Origin of the sequence: Bradyrhizobium sp. RP6, assembly GCF_003837805.1 — a bacterium.
Lineage (GTDB): Bacteria > Pseudomonadota > Alphaproteobacteria > Rhizobiales > Xanthobacteraceae > Bradyrhizobium.
Genome location: NZ_RQIT01000004.1, coordinates 79932 through 99926, shown reverse-complemented (window position 1 = coordinate 99926; position 19995 = coordinate 79932). Strand labels below are relative to the sequence as shown.

General features: G+C 64.4%; 17 protein-coding genes and 1 pseudogene. 9 read left to right on the top strand and 9 right to left on the bottom strand.

The window, feature by feature from the left end:
- Positions 1 to 21 precede the first annotated feature (21 nt).
- The 7 genes from soxA to EHH60_RS11385 form a co-directional block, all read right to left on the bottom strand.
- Positions 22 to 804 carry a sulfur oxidation c-type cytochrome SoxA gene (gene soxA, locus EHH60_RS11420; RefSeq protein ID WP_199751413.1) on the bottom strand — a complete coding sequence of 261 codons (783 nt, stop codon included), beginning with the start codon at positions 802 to 804 and terminating at the stop codon, positions 22 to 24.
- Positions 801 to 1118: a thiosulfate oxidation carrier complex protein SoxZ gene (gene soxZ, locus EHH60_RS11415; protein ID WP_124159564.1), complete on the bottom strand. Its 318-nt coding sequence runs from the start codon at positions 1116 to 1118 to the stop codon at positions 801 to 803. The genes soxA and soxZ overlap by 4 nt, the downstream gene beginning before the upstream one ends.
- Positions 1118 to 1585, bottom strand: a complete 468-nt coding sequence (locus EHH60_RS11410) for a SoxY-related AACIE arm protein (RefSeq protein ID WP_124159563.1) — start codon at positions 1583 to 1585, stop codon at positions 1118 to 1120. Before EHH60_RS11410 ends, soxZ begins: the two co-directional genes overlap by 1 nt.
- A gap of 4 nt (positions 1586 to 1589) precedes the next feature.
- On the bottom strand, positions 1590 to 2024 hold the full coding sequence (soxX, locus tag EHH60_RS11405) for a sulfur oxidation c-type cytochrome SoxX (RefSeq protein ID WP_124159812.1): 435 nt from the start codon (positions 2022 to 2024) through the stop codon (positions 1590 to 1592).
- Between the two features lie 201 nt (positions 2025 to 2225).
- Positions 2226 to 3497, bottom strand: a complete 1272-nt coding sequence (locus EHH60_RS11395) for an NAD(P)/FAD-dependent oxidoreductase (protein ID WP_124159562.1) — start codon at positions 3495 to 3497, stop codon at positions 2226 to 2228.
- A 104-nt stretch (positions 3498 to 3601) separates the two neighbouring features.
- Positions 3602 to 5788, bottom strand: coding sequence for a xanthine dehydrogenase family protein molybdopterin-binding subunit (locus tag EHH60_RS11390; protein WP_124159561.1), 2187 nt, complete (start codon positions 5786 to 5788; stop codon positions 3602 to 3604).
- 11 nt (positions 5789 to 5799) lie between these two features.
- Positions 5800 to 6249 carry a (2Fe-2S)-binding protein gene (locus EHH60_RS11385; RefSeq protein WP_124159560.1) on the bottom strand — a complete coding sequence of 150 codons (450 nt, stop codon included), beginning with the start codon at positions 6247 to 6249 and terminating at the stop codon, positions 5800 to 5802.
- Positions 6250 to 6589: 340 nt separating this feature from the next.
- Here EHH60_RS11385 and EHH60_RS11380 point away from each other — a divergent pair, with 340 nt between their 5' ends.
- Both EHH60_RS11380 and EHH60_RS11375 read left to right on the top strand, forming a co-directional pair.
- On the top strand, positions 6590 to 8209 hold the full coding sequence (locus EHH60_RS11380; RefSeq protein WP_124159559.1) for a B12-binding domain-containing radical SAM protein: 1620 nt from the start codon (positions 6590 to 6592) through the stop codon (positions 8207 to 8209).
- A gap of 204 nt (positions 8210 to 8413) precedes the next feature.
- Positions 8414 to 10609 (top strand): hypothetical protein, encoded by a 2196-nt coding sequence (locus EHH60_RS11375; RefSeq protein ID WP_124159558.1) that lies wholly within the window; start codon positions 8414 to 8416, stop codon positions 10607 to 10609.
- A 33-nt stretch (positions 10610 to 10642) separates the two neighbouring features.
- Here EHH60_RS11375 and EHH60_RS11370 read toward each other — a convergent pair whose 3' ends face one another.
- Positions 10643 to 12031, bottom strand: a complete 1389-nt coding sequence (locus EHH60_RS11370) for an MFS transporter (protein ID WP_124159557.1) — start codon at positions 12029 to 12031, stop codon at positions 10643 to 10645.
- 135 nt (positions 12032 to 12166) lie between these two features.
- Here EHH60_RS11370 and EHH60_RS11365 point away from each other — a divergent pair.
- The 6 genes and pseudogenes from EHH60_RS11365 to EHH60_RS11340 form a co-directional block, all read left to right on the top strand.
- Positions 12167 to 12302, top strand: a pseudogene (locus tag EHH60_RS11365) (isocitrate/isopropylmalate dehydrogenase family protein); the annotation flags it as partial.
- A 384-nt stretch (positions 12303 to 12686) separates the two neighbouring features.
- Positions 12687 to 13787, top strand: coding sequence for a calcium/proton exchanger (gene cax, locus EHH60_RS11360; protein ID WP_124159556.1), 1101 nt, complete (start codon positions 12687 to 12689; stop codon positions 13785 to 13787).
- Positions 13788 to 14107: 320 nt separating this feature from the next.
- A complete protein-coding gene (locus EHH60_RS11355) occupies positions 14108 to 15742 on the top strand; it encodes a coiled-coil domain-containing protein (protein WP_124159555.1) in 1635 nt (544 codons plus the stop codon).
- Positions 15743 to 15806: 64 nt separating this feature from the next.
- The gene (locus tag EHH60_RS11350) at positions 15807 to 16850 is read left to right on the top strand and encodes a TAXI family TRAP transporter solute-binding subunit (protein ID WP_124159811.1); all 1044 of its coding nucleotides are present in this window, start codon (positions 15807 to 15809) and stop codon (positions 16848 to 16850) included.
- Positions 16847 to 17476: a hypothetical protein gene (locus EHH60_RS11345; RefSeq protein WP_245454459.1), complete on the top strand. Its 630-nt coding sequence runs from the start codon at positions 16847 to 16849 to the stop codon at positions 17474 to 17476. The genes EHH60_RS11350 and EHH60_RS11345 overlap by 4 nt, the downstream gene beginning before the upstream one ends.
- Before the next feature lie 25 nt (positions 17477 to 17501).
- Entirely contained in the window at positions 17502 to 18122 is a 621-nt protein-coding gene (locus tag EHH60_RS11340; protein ID WP_245454458.1) for a DsrE family protein, read from the top strand.
- Positions 18123 to 18184: 62 nt separating this feature from the next.
- Here the strand turns inward: EHH60_RS11340 and EHH60_RS11335 are convergent, their stop codons facing one another.
- Positions 18185 to 18928: an SDR family NAD(P)-dependent oxidoreductase gene (locus tag EHH60_RS11335; RefSeq protein ID WP_124159808.1), complete on the bottom strand. Its 744-nt coding sequence runs from the start codon at positions 18926 to 18928 to the stop codon at positions 18185 to 18187.
- Between the two features lie 141 nt (positions 18929 to 19069).
- Here EHH60_RS11335 and EHH60_RS11330 point away from each other — a divergent pair, with 141 nt between their 5' ends.
- Entirely contained in the window at positions 19070 to 19840 is a 771-nt protein-coding gene (locus tag EHH60_RS11330; protein WP_124159554.1) for a methyltransferase domain-containing protein, read from the top strand.
- The last annotated feature ends 155 nt before the right edge of the window (positions 19841 to 19995 follow it).

Below are 19995 nucleotides of genomic sequence, written 5' to 3'. Positions count from 1 at the left end.
CGGCGTCCCGGCCGGTTTCTTTCAGGGGCGCACCGCCGGCGTCTCCATCGGCAGGCCACGCGCCCGCGACATCAGATAGAGCTGGAGCGCGACCAGCTCGGGCGAACCATAGTCATAGGCCTGGGCGCGGACGCCGGTCATGCAGCTGCGCAGCCGCCGCTCGAGCGACCCCAGCGTCTGCCATTCCAGGCGGTAAAGCGGATAGCCGGTCGGCTGCGCTTGCGTGATCGGCGCGCCGGCGAGGCGCTTGTCGAAATTGTCATCGTGGCAGTTGGTGCAGGCGAGGTTGAGCTGGCCCTCGCGCTGCATGAAGAGCGCGCGGCCCTGCGCGATAAAGGGCTTGAGCTTTGGGTCGTCACCGGCCGTGATCGCGGTGCCGCGCGACTGGTGGGCGATGAAGGCGGACAATGCGAGCAGGTCGCGGCCCTCGTAGGGCAGCGGTGTCGCCTGCTGATGATCGGCGCGGCAGAGATTGATCCGCTGATCGAGCGTGACGGGGCGGCCGAGCGCCTTGTCGAAGGCGGGATAGCGCGCAGCGACCCCCTTCATGCTGCTGCGCGCATCGCCATGACAATCCGCGCAGGCTTTGTTGGTGCTGCCGGTCTTCTTTGCCCAGAGAGCTTCGCCGTCGAGCACGAACAGCATGCCGGGATTGGTGGTGTCGTCGTCCTGCATGGCGCGCGTGTCCGGGCCCATGAAGGAATAGCCGGAGCGGCGTGCATCGGGCGGGATTTCGCCGGCGAGCAGGGTGGGGACCGCCGCGGCGAATAATGCCACCGCCGCTATCGCGCGCCAAGAAATCATTCGACAATGATCGATGCCGATGCAGTGGACGAATAGCCGTTGTCGCCGATCCATTCGAACTCGAACTTGCCGCTCTCCTTGGCGACGGTGAAGAACGACAGATAGAGATTGGCCGCGATCGCCGGAAACAGATCGGCGCGAAAGATCTCGGTGCCATTGTAGCGGCAAGTGAAGCTCGTGATGATGTCGCGCGGCACCAGCTTGCCGTCGGCGGTGTGGCGGAAACCGGTCTCCATGATGTGCGAGGTCAGCGTGCGGATCTCGATGATGTCGCCGCGCCTGGCCTTGGCCGGAACGTTGATGAGAGCGGCCATCAGTTCATCTCCTCGGTGCAGGCGGCCAGCGTCACGACGATTTCGGCGGCAATTTGCCAGAATGTGTCGTCGGAGAGACGTGCGATCGCGACCACCTTCTGAGTATCGGCGAGCCGAATCCGCGTCGAGACCTGGGCTCGCCCGGAGGAGGGGCTGAGATAAAAATTGCCGATGTTCGGCTGCGGGTTCTTCTCGTTGAAGACGTGGATGCTCTTGACGTGGTCGTCCGCCGTCATCGCGCTTGCGACGCTCACCGTCATCGGCACCGTGTTGCCGTTCTCGACCAGCGGTGGAATGTCGAGCTTCACCCTGCCGCTGCGAATCTGTGCTTCGCCGACGACGTTGCGGATCGCGGCGTTGAGCATCGCCGGTGTCGCCTCGAGCGGCCGCAGAGTGACGATCGGGACCGCGCCGGCGACGGTCACGCCTCCGGCGAGGCTCAGGAATTGTCGTCGCGTGGTTGGCATGAACCTAGTCCCGAAGCGTTGCAAGAAAGGCCACGATGTCCTCGATCTCCGCAGCCGACAATATCGGCTTGCCGGCGAAACTGCGTCCGACGCGGACGAGGCCGTCGGTGCGATAATAGGACGGCATGATGGTGTCCGGGTTGAAGCGCGAGGCATCGACCAGTCGAAGCCGCAACTGGCTCACCGACCACCGGTTCCCGGCGCCGGCGAGGTCAGGCGCGAGATCACCCTGGAACCGCGTTTCCGGGAATGGGCCGGAATGGCAGAGAATGCAGGTCGTGGTGCGCGCGAGCACCAGAGCGCGGCCGCGCGCGGCATCGCCGGGGGAGCCTGTGAGCGAGGCTGGAATGCCGTCGTTGACGATTGTGTAGGGCAAGAGTTTTTCGGCTCTCACGCTGGCAGCAAGTGTAAGGCTTAGCGCGACCACCGCAGCGGCAATCGAAGAAATGTGAGACGAGAGATCGAGCCGCGGCCTCCTCTTGCCTCTCCCGTTTGGGGGAGACGTCGGCGCGCAGCGCCGGGTGAGGGTTCTTTCCTCTAGGGGAGTCTTCGCTGTTGAGACACCCTCTCCCCAACCCTCCCCCGCAGGCGGGGGAGGGGGCGCACTGTGGTCGTGGCGGCAGGCCCGTTCCATCATGTCCTAGCCAAACGTCTCCGCCGTGATGGTCTGAAACCAGCGCTCGGCTTCAGCCGCCTCGCGGGCGCGCAGCTCGCGTGGCGCATCGACCGGGCTGGTCGCGCCGCCCTCGACCTCGGCGAAGATGTCGCCCCTGGGCTGGTAGCTGCCGGCGAGCGAGAAGCCGTAGCCGGGGGCGACGGTGCTGTAGCAGATGCCTGTCAACCGCGGCGCTTCGGGCGTGCGGCCGGCGAGCAGGCTGACGATCGCAGCGGCGCATGCCTTGCCTTGCGCGCTTGCAGCGGAGGCCGATTTCGGAATGCCGCCGCCAAGGCAGGCGTCGCCGATGACGTGGATGTTCGGGACCAGTTTCGACTCGAACGTGACAGGATCGATCGGGCACCAGCCGGTCGCATCCGCAGCGCCCGCAATCCCGGCAATATGGCCGGCGCGCTGCGGCGGGATGACGTTGGCGACATCAGGGGTGTAGTTGCCGAATTCGGTGACGATGGTTCTCGTCGCGGGATCAACCGAAGTGACGCGGCCGCCTTGCGACAGTGCGACGCGTTCGATCATGTCGCCGTAGAGTTCCTTCCATGCCTTCTCGAACAGCCGCTGCTGGGAGAAAGTGTCCTTGGCATCGAGGATCAGAACCTTCGAGCGCGGCTTCTTCGTCTTCAGGTAATGCGCGATCAGGCCTGCGCGCTCGTAAGGCGCGGGCGGGCAACGAGAAGGATTGGCTGGGATGGCAATGGCGACCGTGCCGCCGTCCGCCATCGCCTCCAATTGCCTGCGCAGCAGCAGCGTTTGCGCGCCGGCCTTCCAGGCGTGCGGCATCGTCTCCGACGCTGCCTCGTCATATCCGGGCAGGGCATCGAGATGGAAGTCGATGCCGGGCGAGAGCACGAGCCGGTCATAGCCATACGCGGTGCCATCGCCCGTGGTCACACTACTCTTTTGCCCGTCGACTGCCGTCGCGGCCTGGGCGACGACGGTGATGCCGGCGCCGGCGAGCTTGTCGTAGCCGAACTGCTGCGCCTCGATCTCGCGCAGGCCCGCGATCACCTCGTTGCTGAACGGGCAAGCGATGAACGTCTTGTTCGGCTCGATCAGGGTGACCCGCAATCTCGCGTCGGCACGCTTGAGCGCCCGGGCGCAAGCCGCGCCGCCAAAGCCGCCGCCGACCACGACGACGCGGCCCGCCGATTGCGCGCGCAGGATCGAAGGTGCGGCGAGCGATGTGGCCGCGACGGAGATGCCGAGGATGGCATTCCGCCGTGTCACCGGCGCATTCATGAGGCTTGTCCGAAAAATGCTGCGGCGGCCGACGTGGCCGCCGCGAGTTGTTGTTTGAGCATGATCTTTTCGGAAAACCGCTTAGCACTTTTCCGGATCATGCTTCATGCGAAGGTGATGTTCTGGTCGCGCAGCGGCACCGAGCGGATGCGCTTGCCGGTCGCGGCGAAGTACGCATTGAGAACCGCCGGCGCCGCGACGCCGATGGTCGGCTCGCCGACTCCGCCCCAGAATCCGCCGCTCGGCACCATCACCGATTCCACCTTCGGCATCTCGTTGATGCGCATCGAGTTGTAGGTGTCGAAGTTGGTCTGCTCGATCTTGCCGTCCTTGACGGTGCAGCCGCCATAGAACAGCGCCGAGAGGCCATAGACAAAGGAGCCGGCGATCTGCCGCTCCACCTGCGCCGGATTGACGATGTAGCCGGGATCGGTGGAGGCGACGATGCGATGCACCTTGATCTTGCTGCCGTCGGTCACCGAGATTTCGGCGGCGCCGGCGACATAGCTGCCGTAGCCCATGACCTGCGCTATGCCGCGATAGACGCCCTGCGGCGCCGGCGTGTCCCAGCCGATCTTCTCGGCGACCGCGTTGAGCACCGCCAGATGCTTGGGGTGATTGCCCATCAGCTTGCGGCGGAATTCGAGCGGGTCCTGACCTGCGGCCTGGGCCAGCTCGTCCATAAAGCACTCCATGTAGATCGCGTTGTGATTGACGTTGACGCCGCGCCAGAAGCCCGGCGGGACGTGCGGGTTGCGCATCGCATGCTCGATCAACAGGTTCGGCACCGAATAGCCGAACGCGGCCTCTCCGGACTGGGCGACGCCCTGGAATGCGGCGGGATCCATGCCGTTCTGCAGCGCTTCGGGACGCAGCGAGAACAGGATCGACTGCCCCGACAGGCGGTAGTGCAGCGCGATCAGATTGTTGTTGGCGTCGAACGCGCCGGTCATCTTGCACTGTGTGATGGGGTGATACCGGCCGTGCGCCATGTCCTCTTCGCGAGACCACAACAGCTTGATCGGCGTGCCCGGCATCTGCTTGGCGATCATGACCGCCTGGCGGACATAGTCGGTTTGGCCGCGCCGGCCGAAGCCGCCGCCTGGCATCACCTTGTGCACATCGCACTTCTCGGCCGGCAGGCCGGAAGCCTCCAGCACGGCAGCGAAGGCCGCCTCGCCATTCTGCGTGCCGCACCAGACCTCGCATTTGTCCGCCGTATAGAGCGCGGTGGCGTTCATCGGCTCCATCGTGGCGTGGTTCTGGTAGGGATAGCTGTAGACGGCCTCGACTTTCTTCGCGGCGCCGGCGATCGCGGCCTTCGCGTCGCCGTTCTTGTTGCCGACATAGGCCGGCTGCGCGTCGTCGAGCCCTTCGGCCAGCCACTTCGCAATCGACGCGCTGGAGACCTTCGCGTTGTCGCCCTCGTCCCAGACGATCGGCAGCGCTTCCAGCGCGGTCTTGGCGTGCCACCAGGTATCCGCGACGACGGCGACCGCGGTATCGCCGACCTTGACCACCTTCTTGACGCCCTTCAAGCCGGCGATCTTGGCTTCGTCAAAACTCTTCAGCTTGCCGCCGAACACCGGGCAGTCCTTGATCGCGGCATTCAGCATGCCCGGCAGCTTGATGTCGGCGCCGTAGATCATGGCGCCGGTGGTCTTGTCGACGGTGTCGAGCCGCTTCACGCCCTTGCCGATCAGCTTCCAGTCCTTCGGATCCTTCAGCTTGACCTCCGCCGGAGGCGTCAGCTTGGCTGCGGCCTCGGCGACCTTGCCGTAGGTCGTGGTCCGGCCCGAGAGCGTATGGGTGATGACGCTGTTTGCGGCCGTGCATTCGGAGGCCGGCACTTTCCAGGCATCGGCGGCGGCCTGGATCAGCATCACGCGCGCGGTCGCGCCACCCTTGCGGACATAGTCCTGCGAAGAGCGGATGCCGCGGCTCCCGCCAGTCGAGAAATCGCCCCAGACGCGCTTGCGGGCGACGCTCTGGCCGGGAGTCGGATATTCCGTCGTGACCTTGGTCCAGTCGCATTCGAGCTCCTCGGCGACGAGCTGGGCGAGACCGGTGAGCGAGCCCTGGCCCATCTCGGAACGGGCGATGCGGATCACGACGGTGTCGTCGGGCCTGATCACGACCCAGGCGCCGATCTCGGGCGAGCCGTCGGCGGCGCGCACCACCGCGGGGCCACCGAAGGGGAGGTCGAGGCCGATGGCGAGACCGGCACCGACCGCGGCCGTGCCGATGACGAAGGCCCGACGATTCATCGTGGGAGAGAAGTGCTTGTTCATGGGGCGGCTCCTTACGCGCTTGCGATCGTGTGGATCGCCTCGCGCACCTGCGCGAAGGTGCCGCAGCGGCAGATGTTGGTGATGGCCTCGTCGATGTCGGCGTCGGTCGGCTTGGGCTTCTCGTTCAGCAGCGCCGCCACCGCCATGATCATGCCGCTCTGGCAATAGCCGCATTGCGGCACGTCCTGCGCGATCCAGGCCTCCTGCACCTTGTGCAGCGAATCCCCGGATGCGAGACCCTCGATCGTGGTGATCTTCTTGCCCTCGGCCTCGCTGACCGTAACGCCGCAGGAGCGCATCGCCACGCCGTCCATATGAACCGTGCAAGCGCCGCATTGTGCAATGCCGCAGCCATATTTGGTGCCGGTCAGGCCGGCATTCTCTCGGATCGCCCAGAGCAGCGGCGTTTCCGGCTCGATGTCAAGAGTGAAGGTTTTTCCGTTGATTGTTAGGTTTGCCATCGCAAGTCCCCTGATTGGCCCAATCCACCGACTGAACTCAGGGGCGCAATCTGTCCGGCAAATTGGAACTGTTCAAATCAACACTCCGAGGGCTAACCAGGATGCATTGCTCGGCCGCGCGAGGGTGTGGACTGGAGCGCTGTTTTGCCTCATCCGTGCGCCAGTCGATTCGGGTTGAGGTCTCTTCCATGGGCGCCAATCCGCGGCTTTACGCGACGTCCGGCCGTAAAGGCCGGTTCCAGGCCCGATCGCGCCTTGCGCAGCGGCGACAGTTTGTCCTTTTTGCCGGGATGCAAGACGCCGGCGCTTTGGTACACTGAGCCGACACAAAAGGAGTTCCATGAACGTGCCGAGTCCCTGCAACGTGCTGATGCTCTACCCGCTGTTCTCGGCAGAGTCCTTCTGGAGCTTTGGCGAATCCTGCAAAGTGATGGGCGTCAAGCGCCCTGCTGCCCCCTTGGGCCTGATCACCGTTGCCGCGATGTTGCCCGAGAGCTGGACGGTCCGGCTGATCGATTGCAATACGGCGTCCTTTGGCGAGGAGGATCTCGCCTGGGCCGACGTCGTGTTCACCGGCGGAATGATGCCGCAGCAGGCCGACACGCTGCGCCTGATCGAGCTCTGCCGCGCCGCCGGCAAGCCGGTCGTGGTCGGCGGTCCCGACCCCACCTCGAGCCCCCACATTTATGAGCGGGCCGACTTCCGGGTGCTCGGCGAGGCCGAGAGCGTCCTCGACGAATTCATCGCGGCCTGGGAAAGTGGCGCGCGGTCCGGCACCTTCACCGCGCCGAAATTCCAGGCCGACGTCACCAAGACGCCGGTGCCGCGTTTCGATCTGCTCAGGTTCGAGGACTATCTCTATCTCGGTGTGCAGTATTCGCGCGGCTGTCCCTTCACTTGCGAATTCTGCGACATCATCGAGCTCTACGGGCGCGTGCCGCGGACGAAGACGGTCGAGCAGATGTTCGTCGAGCTCGAGACGCTCTACCGGATGGGCTACCGCGGCCATCTCGACTTCGTCGACGACAATTTCATCGGCAACAAGAAGTCGCTGCGGCAATTCCTGCCGAAGCTCGCCGAATGGCAGCGTACGCACGGCTATCCCTTCGAATTCTCCACGGAAGCCTCGGTCAACCTCGCCGACGATCCGGAGCTGCTGGAGCTGATGGGGGCGGCCAACTTCTTCGGCATCTTCGTCGGCATCGAAAGTCCGGACCCGGCGACGCTGGTCGCGATGCGGAAAAAACAGAACACGCGGCGCAACATCGCCGAGAGCATCCACAAGATCTACGCCGCCGGCATGCTCGTCACCGCGGGCTTCATCGTCGGCTTCGACAACGAGAAGGTCTCGATGGCGGAGGCCATGATCGAATTCATCGAGGAGGCGGCGATTCCCGTCGCCATGGTCGGCCTGCTCTACGCTTTGCCGAACACGCAGCTCACGCGCCGACTCGAGCGCGAAGGCCGGCTGCATCCGGGACACGATGTGGCGCCGACCATCGGCGCCGATCAGTGCACGGCCGGCATCAACTTCGATCCGGTCCGCCCGTTGCGCGACATCCTGATGGACTACAGGCGGGTGCTGGAGCACACCTATAGCCCGGCGGCCTATGCAGGACGCGTCGACCGCCTGATGACGCTGCTCGACCGATCCAGGCAACGACCCGAACTCGCCGCAGGAGACATCCGCGCCAGGCTCGGGGCGATGGAGACGGTGCACAAGGTGGTCACCGCCCTTCCCGAGGCACGGGGGCCGCTCTGGCAGACTTTCATGAATTGCGCCAAGCGAGACACCTCGTCCGCACGCATCGCCGTGCAGATGATCGCGGCCTATGCGCATCTTGGACCGTTCTCGCGCAAGGTGATCGCGGCTATCGACGAGCGTCTGGCCGCGCTGGACCAGGACATGCCCAATCCCGTCGTGGAAATGGACGCGTCCGAGATTCGGCATCTGGCCTGACGTCCGGAAAGCCTACGGGTGGCCGTGGGGCGCTTTGATGCGCCGCGGGCAGGCCTTCCGGCTATCAAAGTGGCTGTCATGTGCGAGATCCCGGCTTGACAGCCGAACAACCCCAAGCTGATCGTCATCAGGACGACACCGGGCCCGTCATGATTTCGATGCGCGGCTGCGTCATTGCCAGATTGGCTTTAGCGGGGTTGAGCCATGTTCAGAAAGGTGATCCGCTGGTCGATAGCATTGATTGCCGTGGCGGCTCTGGCCTTTGCGTATCTGCCTTCCTTCATCGCCGATTCCATCTACAAGAACGTCGACGACATCACCGACGGCGAGATGCCCGCCACCATCACCGCCTTTCAATCGGGGCCGGACGTCGTCAGTACCATCGGCGGAAGCGGCGAGGGCTTGAACTGCAGCCTGCCGCCCTGGGCCAACATATTGTTCGACGGCGGGACTGATTCCAACCAGAAGCGCCATCTCGTCCTGCAGCGCTTCAGGCAGGCCTGCGTCTTTCACGACCTGTGCTATCGCCACGGCCTTGCGACCTACGGCTATAACCAGAACGATTGCGATCGGATCCTGCAAAACGCGGCTTTTCGGCTGTGCGTCTACATACGAAACAGCAGTCAGGAGAGCAGCGCGGCGCGCTGTCAGACCGATTCCAAGATGGTTCTGGCCGGCGTGAGTCTCGGAGGCTACGACGCCTATCGCGGCTGGGACCGATCGACCTATTTCGAGTTCGACTCGGATCCATCGCGGTCGAACGGGTTTCAGGTCAGCCGCGTGGTCGATCATCCATTCAAGGCGACGCTACCTGCCAAATACGCGGGTGACCCCGATGAGGTCATTCTCATGTTCGAGAACCTTCGCTCCAATCTGGCCGTGACCTGCATCACCTGCGCGACGGTTCCCGTTCTCGAGTGGACCACCGATCCCAACGCCGTCAGCGCCGAACTGCGCTCGGTCGGGGTGACGCGGTTGCCCGACGTGCTGCTCAAGCGCGAGCCCATGCTGACCGAAACCATGCCGGTCTGGTTGCCGCCACGCCGGCGGCACGCGGCGCCGCATCTCCTGGTCGATGGAGCCGGCAAGAACCATCTGATCTGGATGAGCCGGAATAACTCGGAGAACAGCATATCCTGTGTCGTCAGCGCCGATGCGGCGCGACTCCTCACCAATACCTTGCCGACCCGGGATCTCTGCTCGGTCGACGCGGGCCCATCGCTGACCCGCGTGGAAGTCGACATGTTCGCGACCTCTCCGCTTCCGATGGAAGTGCCCGGAAGTTCGGATCTCATCTATGCGATCTCGGCCAGCCCGCAGAAAACGGCAGAGCACCATCTGAGCTTCTGTTCGCGCTCTGCGTCCCGGAAGGTCGAGGAGACCGACCATGACGACCAGTCCAAATGCGTCACCTTCCCCGAGACGGAGGTCCGCGAGGGCGCGGCACTCGGCGCATTTCAGAACTTTCCGCTGGTTCGCCGCGGGCAGCAGATCTATTTCGCTCGGGACATCGCGCAGCAGGCGGACTCGCTGCTGACCGCCGTCTGGCAGCGCGCCTTTGGCAATACTTTCTCGCCCGAAGGCGCCCTGCTCGTGATCGACGTTGCACCGCCGCCCGCCGCAAAAGGGCCTCTCTCGGCCAGGCTGAAGAAGATCGTCCGGTTCAACATCGACGATCGCTTCGATCCGATGATGCCGATCACGCGCAAGGTGGACGACCTGCGCTTCCTGAGCCTCGAGGCGGCAAAGTCGAGCGTGCACCTCCGCATGATCGATTTCGCCAAGGACAGGCCCTCCGTCGGCAATGTGCAGCTGATGATGGGTAACGGCGAGGTGGAACTGGATCGCTCCTGGGCGGAGAGGCCCATGCTGGTGCTGGAGACCAGGGACGCGCGACCCAGAACCAAGCTGGTGTTCTCGCGTGGGGAAGTCGCGGTCCCAGCGGGCAAGCCCGTCACATCCGGCGCGACGACGGAAGCGTTGACGCTGCAGATATTGGTTTTCGAACGCGATGCCGCGGCGCCTTCGAATATGCCTTTCGTGAAATCGGCCGGGGCGGCGTGCCGGGTCGTGTACGAGTTCGCACCGAACCACACCGACTGGCCGTGCTATCGCGCGTTCGATCCCGAGCGTACGATGCGGGCGTCGCCGGCGACGCGGATGCAGGCCTCCCAGATGCTGGTCGGGCGGTTCACCCGAGCCGGCGGCCATGGCATCGCATTTCCCGATCTCTGCCTGAAGTCGGAGCCGATCATCCTGGCGCCGCAAGGGAGCACGTTTGTGCCCGTGAGCGAGACCGCGGGTTGGACAGGGCCGCCAAAGCTGATACGGACGGTCAAATGCGAGCCGCTCGATGCGGCGGCAGTCGTGAGCCGTCCGATCGCGGAGAAGACGCCGTGAGGCCCGCCTGAAAAGCGCGCCAACGCGCCCGGTCTACTTCACGGCCAACCGCAGGAAGCTCATCACGCTGCCGAGCGCGGCGAAGCCAGCGCCAAGCGCCAGCGCCAATGTCGCGCCGTCATGACCCGCGAGCGCGAAGCAGGCTGCGGCGAGCGCCGCGCCGGTCGTCTGCCCGGTCAGGCGCGCAGTGGCGACGATGCCCGAGGCGCTGCCGCTGCGGTGCGGTGGCGCGCTTGACATCACTGCCTTCATGTTCGGCGCCTGGAAGAAGCCGAACCCCATGCCGCAGATCACCATGCGCCAGATGATGTCAGCGATCGCGGGATTGGCCGGCAGCATGGCGAGCAGCGCCATGCCGAGGCCGAGCAGCACGAGGCCGATGCCGCCGAGCAGGCCGACGGCATAGCGGTCGGAGAGGCGCCCCGCGATCGGCGCCATGATGCCGACCACCAGCGGCCAGGGTGTCATGAAGAAGCCGGTCTCGACCTGTGAACGCCCGAGCACGTCCTCGAAGTAGAACGGCAGCGAGACGAAGGCGAGGCCCTGCACCGCGAAGGAGCACACCGCGGTCGCCGCCGACAGCGCGAACATCGGCCGGCTGAACAGGTCGATCGGCAGCATCGGCGCGGGATGGCCGGCATGGCGGCGCGTCAGGATGAAGCCGAGCGCGAGGGCGGAGACCAGTTCGATGCCCACGACCACCGGCGACAAATTGTGCGCGGCGCTGCCGATGCCGGTGATGAACAGGCCGAGGCAGGCGACGGCGAGGATCGCCCCGAGAAAGTCGAAGCCGTGATCGGCGCGCGGGGTCTTCGGCAGCATCGCAAAGCCGATGCCGATCGCGACGAGGCCGAACGGGATGTTGACGGCGAACAGCCAGGGCCACGGGCCGACCGCCAGGATCGCCGACGCAATGGACGGCCCGAAGGTGAAGGCGGTCGCGACCACCAGCGCGTTGTGGCCGAAACCGCGGCCCTGCATCCTTCCGGGATAGACGAAGCGCACCAGCGCCGTGTTGACGCTCATGATCCCGCTCGCGCCGAGCCCCTGCAGGGTGCGCGCGACGAGCAGGCTGTCCAGCGACCACGCCACCGCGCAGAACAGCGAGGCGATGGTGAACAGGATCAGGCCGCCGAGATAGATGCGCTGGTGCCCGACGATCTCGCCGAGCGCTCCGAGCGGCAGCAGCGTCGCGACCAGCGCGATCTGGTAGACGTTGACGACCCAGACCGACTGCCCCGGCGTGACGTGCAGATCGGCGGCGATGGCGGGGAGCGCGATGTTGGCGATCGCGGTGTCGAGCGAAGCCATCGCCAGCGCGGTGAAGATCGCAGCGATGGCCCAGCGCCGCTGGCGGGCCGGCAGGCCATCGGACATGGTGTGATCGGGCTCGCGCGTGGCGGCAGGTAACGTGATTGTCATTGCCTGGTTGTCATTGCGTTCGCGCGTTGCTCCGGCGGCGGGGCTGGGGGGACTTTCGGCATGTACTACGGCCGGGCCCTCTTCCACAGGCATATGCTTGCATGCTGTGCATGCACGAAGGTGAGGCGATGCGGCCTCGGGCATGCGAGCCTTGAGCTATCAGGCACCACCGTGCGCCCCGCCGAGTTGCTCGACATCGTCCGCGCCGCCGACGGCCTTCCTGGGGCCGACCGCGACCTTCGACTTCAAGGACGAGGCGCATGGCGAGATGCTGGTCATGCCTGACGACGTCGGCGACACGCTCGGCACAATCGCGGCGAGGGACGCGATTGCGGACATCCTGCAGGCGGAATGAGCTGCTTCGGACGCGTGCTCTCCGGCTCTCTTTTGGGGCTTGAAACAAGAAGTCGAGAAACAACCCCATGCACAGTAGAGCGCTCCTTGATCTATAAGGGATTTTTTGCGACGCGTTGCGACGACATCCGCAGCCGCGATCGCGCTGACCTGTCGGGCAAAACACTGGCAGGATGCGATGCTGGCGCCGGTGTCCACTGCACAGCCGCGCGCCGCTCCCGGCGCACGTTGAGCCAGATCAACACTCCCCCGGAAGGACCGCGAACTTTTCCATCAGTGCATCGATGGAAAGGCGGTCGACATGCAGACGCTGCTCAGGGACATCCGAAATACCCCTCTGCTCTGGATGCTGGCCTTCGTGCCCATCGTGCTGGTGGCCGAGGCCATGGTCCCGCATTCCCACACGCTCCTATTCATGCTGGCCGTGCTCGCGATCGTGCCACTGGCAGCGCTGCTCAGCCATGCCACCGAAGCGGTCGCCGCGAAGACCGGCGATGCCGTGGGCGGACTGCTCAATGCCACGCTCGGCAACCTGACGGAGCTGATCATCGCCATCACCGCGCTGCGGGCGGGGCAGTACATGCTTGTGAAGGCCTCGATTGCGGGCGCGATCGTCACCAACGCGGTGTTCATGCTCGGCGCCTGCCTGCTGCTCGGCGGCCTGCGCTACCACGTTCAGGAGTACAACCGCGCCGGCGCGCGGCTCTCGTCCGGCCTGCTGCTGATGGCAACCGTCGCCCTGCTTGCGCCTTCAGCCGTCGCCGATCTCGAGCACCTGCCCCAAGGCGGGGGCATCTTGAACAAGCTCAGTGTCGGAATTTCAATCCTGCTCATCATCGCTTATGCACTCGGCCTGTTGTTCTCGCTTGTTACGCACAAGGAGTTGTTCGCAAGCTCCGATCATGGCGAGGACAAGGAGGCGCGCTGGCCGATCGGAATAGCCGCCGGCACGCTGCTTGTCGTCACGGTGCTGGTCGCGCTGGTCAGCGAAATCTTCGTGGAGTCGGTGCAGAAGGCGGCGGAGACCTTCGGGATGAGCCCGGCTTTTGTCGGCTTCATCGTCGTCTCGCTGGTCGGCGCCGCCGCCGAATTCGCGGTGGCCTTTGCCGCTGCGCGCAAGAACCGGCTCGACATGGCCGTCAGCATCGCGCTGGGCAGCGCCTCCCAGATCGCGCTGTTTGTTGCCCCCGCGCTAGTGTTGCTCAGCTATGTTGTGGGACCCGCGCCGATGGACCTGCAGTTCTGGCCGGGCGCCGTCACCATGATGATGATTGCAACCGTCACGTCGGCCTTTATCACCGCCGGCGGGCGCTCAGCCTGGTTTGTCGGCGCCCTGATGATCTTCATCTATGCGGTGTTTGCACTGACGCTGTATATCGTTCCGCCAGCAGGCCAGGGATGAGGGGTTGTGCCGCATCGGCGAGAGGCTTCTGATTTCACCCGGCGCAGGATGGCGGGCGCGCAAGCCGCAAACGGGATCCGCAGCGGGTTGGCATCGCTCGGCGATCAAACCTGGCGTCGCAAGCGGGCGAATTCCGACATTATTTAATTTGACTTATCTATAGTTAAAATTATATATATTTATATATTTTTAAAAATTTAATCGTGGAGGCGCGTCGCCCTGACGTGGTTGTCGATCTGGCGTGTTCTCTTCGAACACCTGATGCGGACAGGCCGAGTCAACCGCGCCACTAAAGTTGCCGTCGAAGAGAGGCGTTATGCATGCGCCGGCCAATTGAAACAGCACCGAGCAGCGGAGAAGGCATCTGGGTCGAAGACGCGACCGGGGCTACTGAGGTCGGCCACTGGTCACGCGAGGCGGGCAAGTGGGTCTGGCAGGACGGCACTCCGATCGATCCTGCGCCTACCCATTGGTACCCCGCAATGGAGGATGTCGATCCAGAAGACGACCGATCGGGCGGTTCGCTCGTGGCGGCTGTAATCCTGATCCCCGTCGTCTTCGTCGGGGCTTCGCTGCTCGGCGTGTTCACGCCATTCTCGGCGCAACCGGACATGACGCGCATGGGGGGCGAGAGCACCCTCAGCCTCGATCAGCGGCCGGAAATCCTGACTGGCTTGCCAGCACTCCTTCAGCGCGAAGCGACTGGGCCCCCGATGCAGGCGGAGCCAGCGAGGGTGGTGCAACCAAGCCAGCGGCTGGGCGAAGACGCGCCGCGCATTGACGCGTCCGCCCACGAGCTGGCCGAAGCCCGCAGCGAGCTCGACGAGGCGGTCCAGCGCGCGCGCACGGCGGAAAGCGCGGCGGAGGAGCTGCGGAAATCACTTCAACAGGAGCAAGCCAGTAGCGCCGAGCTTGCGAACGAACTTGCCGGAGCCCGTCGCGAGATCGACGCCGGCAAGGCGCAATCCCGCAAAGCGGACGATGTGGCCGAGCAGCAGAGAGATGCGGCGGCGCGGGAGATCGCGGAACTGCAGCAATCCCTGCAGCAGGAGCGGCAAAGAAGTGGCCTCCTCGTGAAGCAGGCGAACACCGCGCAGGCGGCAGCGGCGAGCGCTGAGCAGGAACGCCACGAGGCGCAGTCACGCGCCGCCGCACTCGCGAGCGAACTCGCCGGAATACCTCGCGGATCGCTCATGGCGGATGCTGCGGCCGAAGAACAAAAGGAGGCAGTGGGGCGGCAGGTTGCGGAGCTGCGGCAGTCTTTGCAAGACGAGCGGCAGAAGAACGCCGATCTCGTTGCCCAGGCCAGAGCAGCGCACGCGGTAGCGGCCAATGCCGAGCAACACCGCCGCGCTCTCGAAGAGGCCCAGGCGCATGCAGCCGCGCTGGCGAGGGAACTTGCCGAAGCGCGCCGTGGGATCGAAACCCGGAACGTGCAATTGCGCGAGGCGAACGATGCGGCCTCGCAGCAGCGACAGGCAACGAACCGGGAGATTGCCGAACTGCGGCAGTCGCTGGAACAGGCGCGGAGCGGGACCGAAGCCAGGCAAAACGACCGTGCATCGGCATCGGCCCCAGCCGATGCGCGCCTCCAGGTCCAGCAAACAAATGAAGGCCCGATCTTGCCGCCGACGCGGCGCGTGGAAGCGACTGTCGCGGAGCCGCTGACAGCCGCAAACCAGAACGAGGCGGAGGCCCGATTGATCCCGCGCGCCAGGGCGTTGCTCGATCAAGGAAATATCGGTGCAGCGCGGATCGTGCTCGAGCTCGCGGCCGAGAAGGACATTGCGCAGGCAAGCTTCATGCTCGCGGAGACATACGATCCGGCGGTTCTGTCCGCCTGGGGCACCTATGGAACGCGCGGCGAAGCGGCCAAGGCGCGGGAGCTCTACGCGAAGGCGCACCGGGGTGGCATTCGAGAGGCGAAGGAACGGCTGGAGGCGCTGCAGCGCTGAGAGCGAACATGTTGCAGTCCTGCGGAACCAACGGTTGCGGTGGCTGATTCGGAAGGGAAACGACATGAATGAGGCACCAAGGTCACTCTCGCTGCTCCTGCTCGCCGGGTTGCTGCCGGTCGCGATGCTGCTTCAGACAGCCTGCCTGGAAGCCCAAACGGCGAGAAATACCAGGATTGATGCTCAACTCGTCCGAAGATTGCTCCCGCCGGAAAATGAAAAGGATCGGATGAACGCCTGGACGGTCGGGCTCGCCGGCGGTCTGCTCGAGGGCGCACCGATCCGCCTCGCCGCAGAAATGGCTCGCGTCGTCGATGACGGAGCAAACCTGCATCTCCTGCCGATCGTCACGCGGGGGGCCACCGACAATCTGAATGCGCTGCTGTATTTGCGCGGCGTCGATACCGCCATCATCAATTCCGATGCACTCGACGAGTATAAGGTTCAGGCACCGCAGATCCGAAGCCGCATCACGTATCTGCTCAATCTCTTTCCATCCGAGCTGCACATTTTCGTGCGGCCCGAGATCACAAGCCTGCAGGATCTTGCCGGCAAGAAGGTGAACTTCAACACCCAGGGCACCGCAGCGGCCTATTCAGGACCGCTGATCTTCAGTCGTCTTGGCATCGATGTTGACAAGACATTCATTCCGCACCAGGTGGCTCTGGAACAGATGCGCAAAGGCGAGATGTCGGCCGTCGTGTTCATTACATCGAAACCCGTCGACGCCTTCGTAAAGGGCCGCTGGGAGGCTGGATTCAAGTTCCTCCCGATCGTCTACGACAGGAAGTTCGAGGACTATTATCTGCCCGCGACCCTGGAGGCCAACGAGTATCCCAGCCTGATCAGGCAAGGCGAGCGGATCTCGACGATTGCGGTGCCGACGGCGCTCGTTGCATTCAACTGGCCGCAACAATCGAACCGTTATCAACGCGTGGCGCGTCTCGTCGACTACCTGTTCTCGCGAATCGACAGACTGCAGGCGCCGGGCTTCGATCCGAAATGGCAGTCAATCAATCTCGCGGCCACCGTGCCAGGGCTCACCCGCTTCCAGGCCGCGCAGGACTGGCTGGATCGCAAGGCACGAAGCGCACAGGCGCGGCCATGAAGGGTGCGGCTCCTCCGCTCGCCGTCGCTTTCAATGTGGCCTGCGGAATCGCTTACGCACAAAACACGACCGATCCCATGGAAACACTTCTGGCTTGCTCGGCGATGACGGGGCAAGAACGGCTGGAATGTCTGCAGGATCTGTCACGCAGGATACCACCGCCCGGCCGACGCGCGTCAGACGATGGCTGGCTGATCAGCGAGACCACCTCGCCAGTCGACTATTCACCGATCGTCACGGCCACCACCTCTTCGGTTGGCAGTTCGAATGGTGCTGCGATGCAACTCGCAATCCACTGCCGTAAAGGCCGCACGGAAGTCGTAATCGAAGGGCCGACGATGTCACGCAGTGCCAATGAATACGCCGTCTCCTTTCAGCTCAATGCGGAGCCGCCAATGCAACTCACGACCGCCGCGCCGTCATTCGGCTCCGGCGTCGCTATCGGAGGCGACGTTGTGCAGTTGCTGAGATCGCTACCCGATAACGGTCACATCAATGTGCGTCTCTCCATCCGCACCCGCGCGGTGCAAGCGGGACAATTCTCGCTCGGCGGATTCAAGAAAGTGCGCGAAAAAGTGGGGGCTGCATGCAAATGGCCGCATGCCGTCGCGAGACCAGGACGGTGACGGCCAAGCGAAAGGGAGAAACGAAATGATCGATCTGAAGTTGGCGATGGCAGTCATCAGCGGCTTGGCGATGCTGCTTCTGGCCGGACCAGACGCGCAGGCGCAGCAGGACAACCGGCTGATCCCGCAGGCGAGCGCGACGACCCAGGCGAGCAACCAGAAGCATTCAAGTCGACACAAGCAGGCGGGAAAACCAGGGCAGAACCTCACCAACAAGCGGAACCCTGCGAACGACGGAGCGCTGGCTCAGATGACCAAACCTGAGGTCGCCGCAAAGAAGTCACATCGGCTGATATTGCAGGTCAATTCCAACGAACCTGCGATGATGAACCTCACACTCAACAACGCGACCAACGTCGCGCAATACTACCGCGATCTCGGTGAACCAGTGTCGATCGAGGTCGTCACCTTTGGTCCGGGGCTTCACATGCTGCGCGACGACACCTCGCCGGTGAAGCCGCGCATCGAGGTGCTCGCGATGAGCCATCCCGAAATCTCCTTCAAGGCCTGCGGCAACACGCAGGAAAACATGCGGAAGGTGGAGAACAAGGACATAAGCCTGATTCCGCAGGCCACGGTTGTCAAATCCGGTGTCGTCCGCGTCATGGAGCTGCAGGAGCAGGGCTGGAGCTACGTCAAACCGTGAGGTTCGGCGGCAGACCGGGCACTGCAGGCGTTTGCGGGCCGAGCGGATTCAGGAGCTCACTCCTAAAACTGATATCTCCGCAGTCCCCCATCCACCGGGATCACCGTGCCCGTGATGTAGCGCGCCACCGGTGAGGCCAGAAACACCGCGAGTGCCGCGAGATCTTCCGGCTCGCCCCAATAGCCCACCGGGATTTCTTCCTCGGCAAAGCGTTCGCGATAATCCGGCGCGTAGTTGCGGCGAATCTGTTCGCTCATGATGCGGCCGGGCGGGATGCAGTTGATGGTGATGCCATGCTCGCCGATCTCGCGCGACAGGCCCTTGGCCCAGGCGTGCACGGCGGCCTTGGCGGCGAAGGCGGCGTTGAGGCCTTCCGGTTCGGACTTGCCGGTGATGTTGACGATGCGGCCCCATTTGCGTTCGATCATCTGCGGCAGCAGCGCATGCGCGATGCGGCGATAGCTGGTGAAGTTCAGCGCGATCGCTTCGTCCCACTTGCTGTCGGGCGCATCGACGGGGAGGGGACGGCTGCCGCCGGCATTGTTGACGAGGATGTCGACATGGCCGAGCTCCTTCAGCGCAAAGGCCGCAATGTTCTCGGCGGCGTCCTTGGCCATCACGTCCTGCTGGAACGGCGTGATCAATCCGCCGCCGGCTTCTTTCACCAACTCGGCAAGCAGATCGGTGCGGCGCGCCACGCCGACGACGCGCACGCCTTCGGCCGCCAGACCCTTGGCGATGGCGCGGCCGATGCCGATGCTCGCGCCGGTGACGACAGCGGTTTTCGATTTGAGCCCGAGGTCCATGGTCACACGCTCTCTTGGTTGCTTTGCGCTTTGCTGTTCGTTTCCTGCCTTGTCCCGCGTGCGGCGATTTGCCGAACCGAGACGAGCAGTGGTAACCAAGGGCCTCGGCGAAGGAAACACGAAAAAGAAAAGGCTGAAACGATGGTCTGGGATCCGCAGCAATATCTGAAGTTCTCCGGCCATCGGCTCCGGCCGGCCGTCGACCTCCTGATGCGGATTCCGGATTTTGCCCCGCGTGCGATCGCCGATCTCGGCGCCGGCGCCGGCAACGTGACGAAGCTGATCAAGGAGCGCTGGCCGGATGCGCGCGTGACCGGTGTCGAGGGCTCGGCGGAGATGGTCGCTGCGGGGCGGAAGGCCGCGCCTGACGTGGAATGGTCACATGAGGATCTCGGCCATTGGAGTCCCGCCGGGCAGTACGACTTGATCTATTCCAATGCCGGACTGCACTGGCTGCCCAATCATGCGGCACTGTTTCCGTCGCTGATGGAGAAGGTGACGCGTGGGGGCATCTTGGCGGTGCAGATGCCGCGCAACTTCACCGCGCCCTCGCATGTGCTGATCGGCGAGACCGCGCTGGATGGTCCGTGGCGGTCCAAGGTGGAGCATCTCGTCACCGCGCCGCCGGTCGAGGGGCCGGCCTTCTATCACGATCTGCTGGCGCCGATGTCGGCCAACATCGACATCTGGGAGACCGAATATCTCCAGGTGCTCGAGGGCGAGAACCCCGTCAAGGAATGGACCAAGGGGACCTGGCTGACGCGCTACCTCGACGTCCTGCAAGGCGAGGAGAAGATCGCGTTCGAAGACGCCTATGGGATGCGCGTCGCAAAGGCCTATCCGAAGAATGCGGCGGGGCAGACGCTGTTCCCGTTCCGGCGTCTGTTCATGGTCGCCCAGCGCAAGGGCTGATGGCGCTGCCGCATTGCGGCACAAGCGCTCGTTCCCTTGGACGCGCGCAGACGCCGGGTTGCGCATGCAGCGGTCGTCGCGTTAGCTTGGCCGCAGCAAATTGGGCTTAGGTCTAGTTGTTCGGGCAGCGGATTGCTGCCAGGACTGACCTGAAA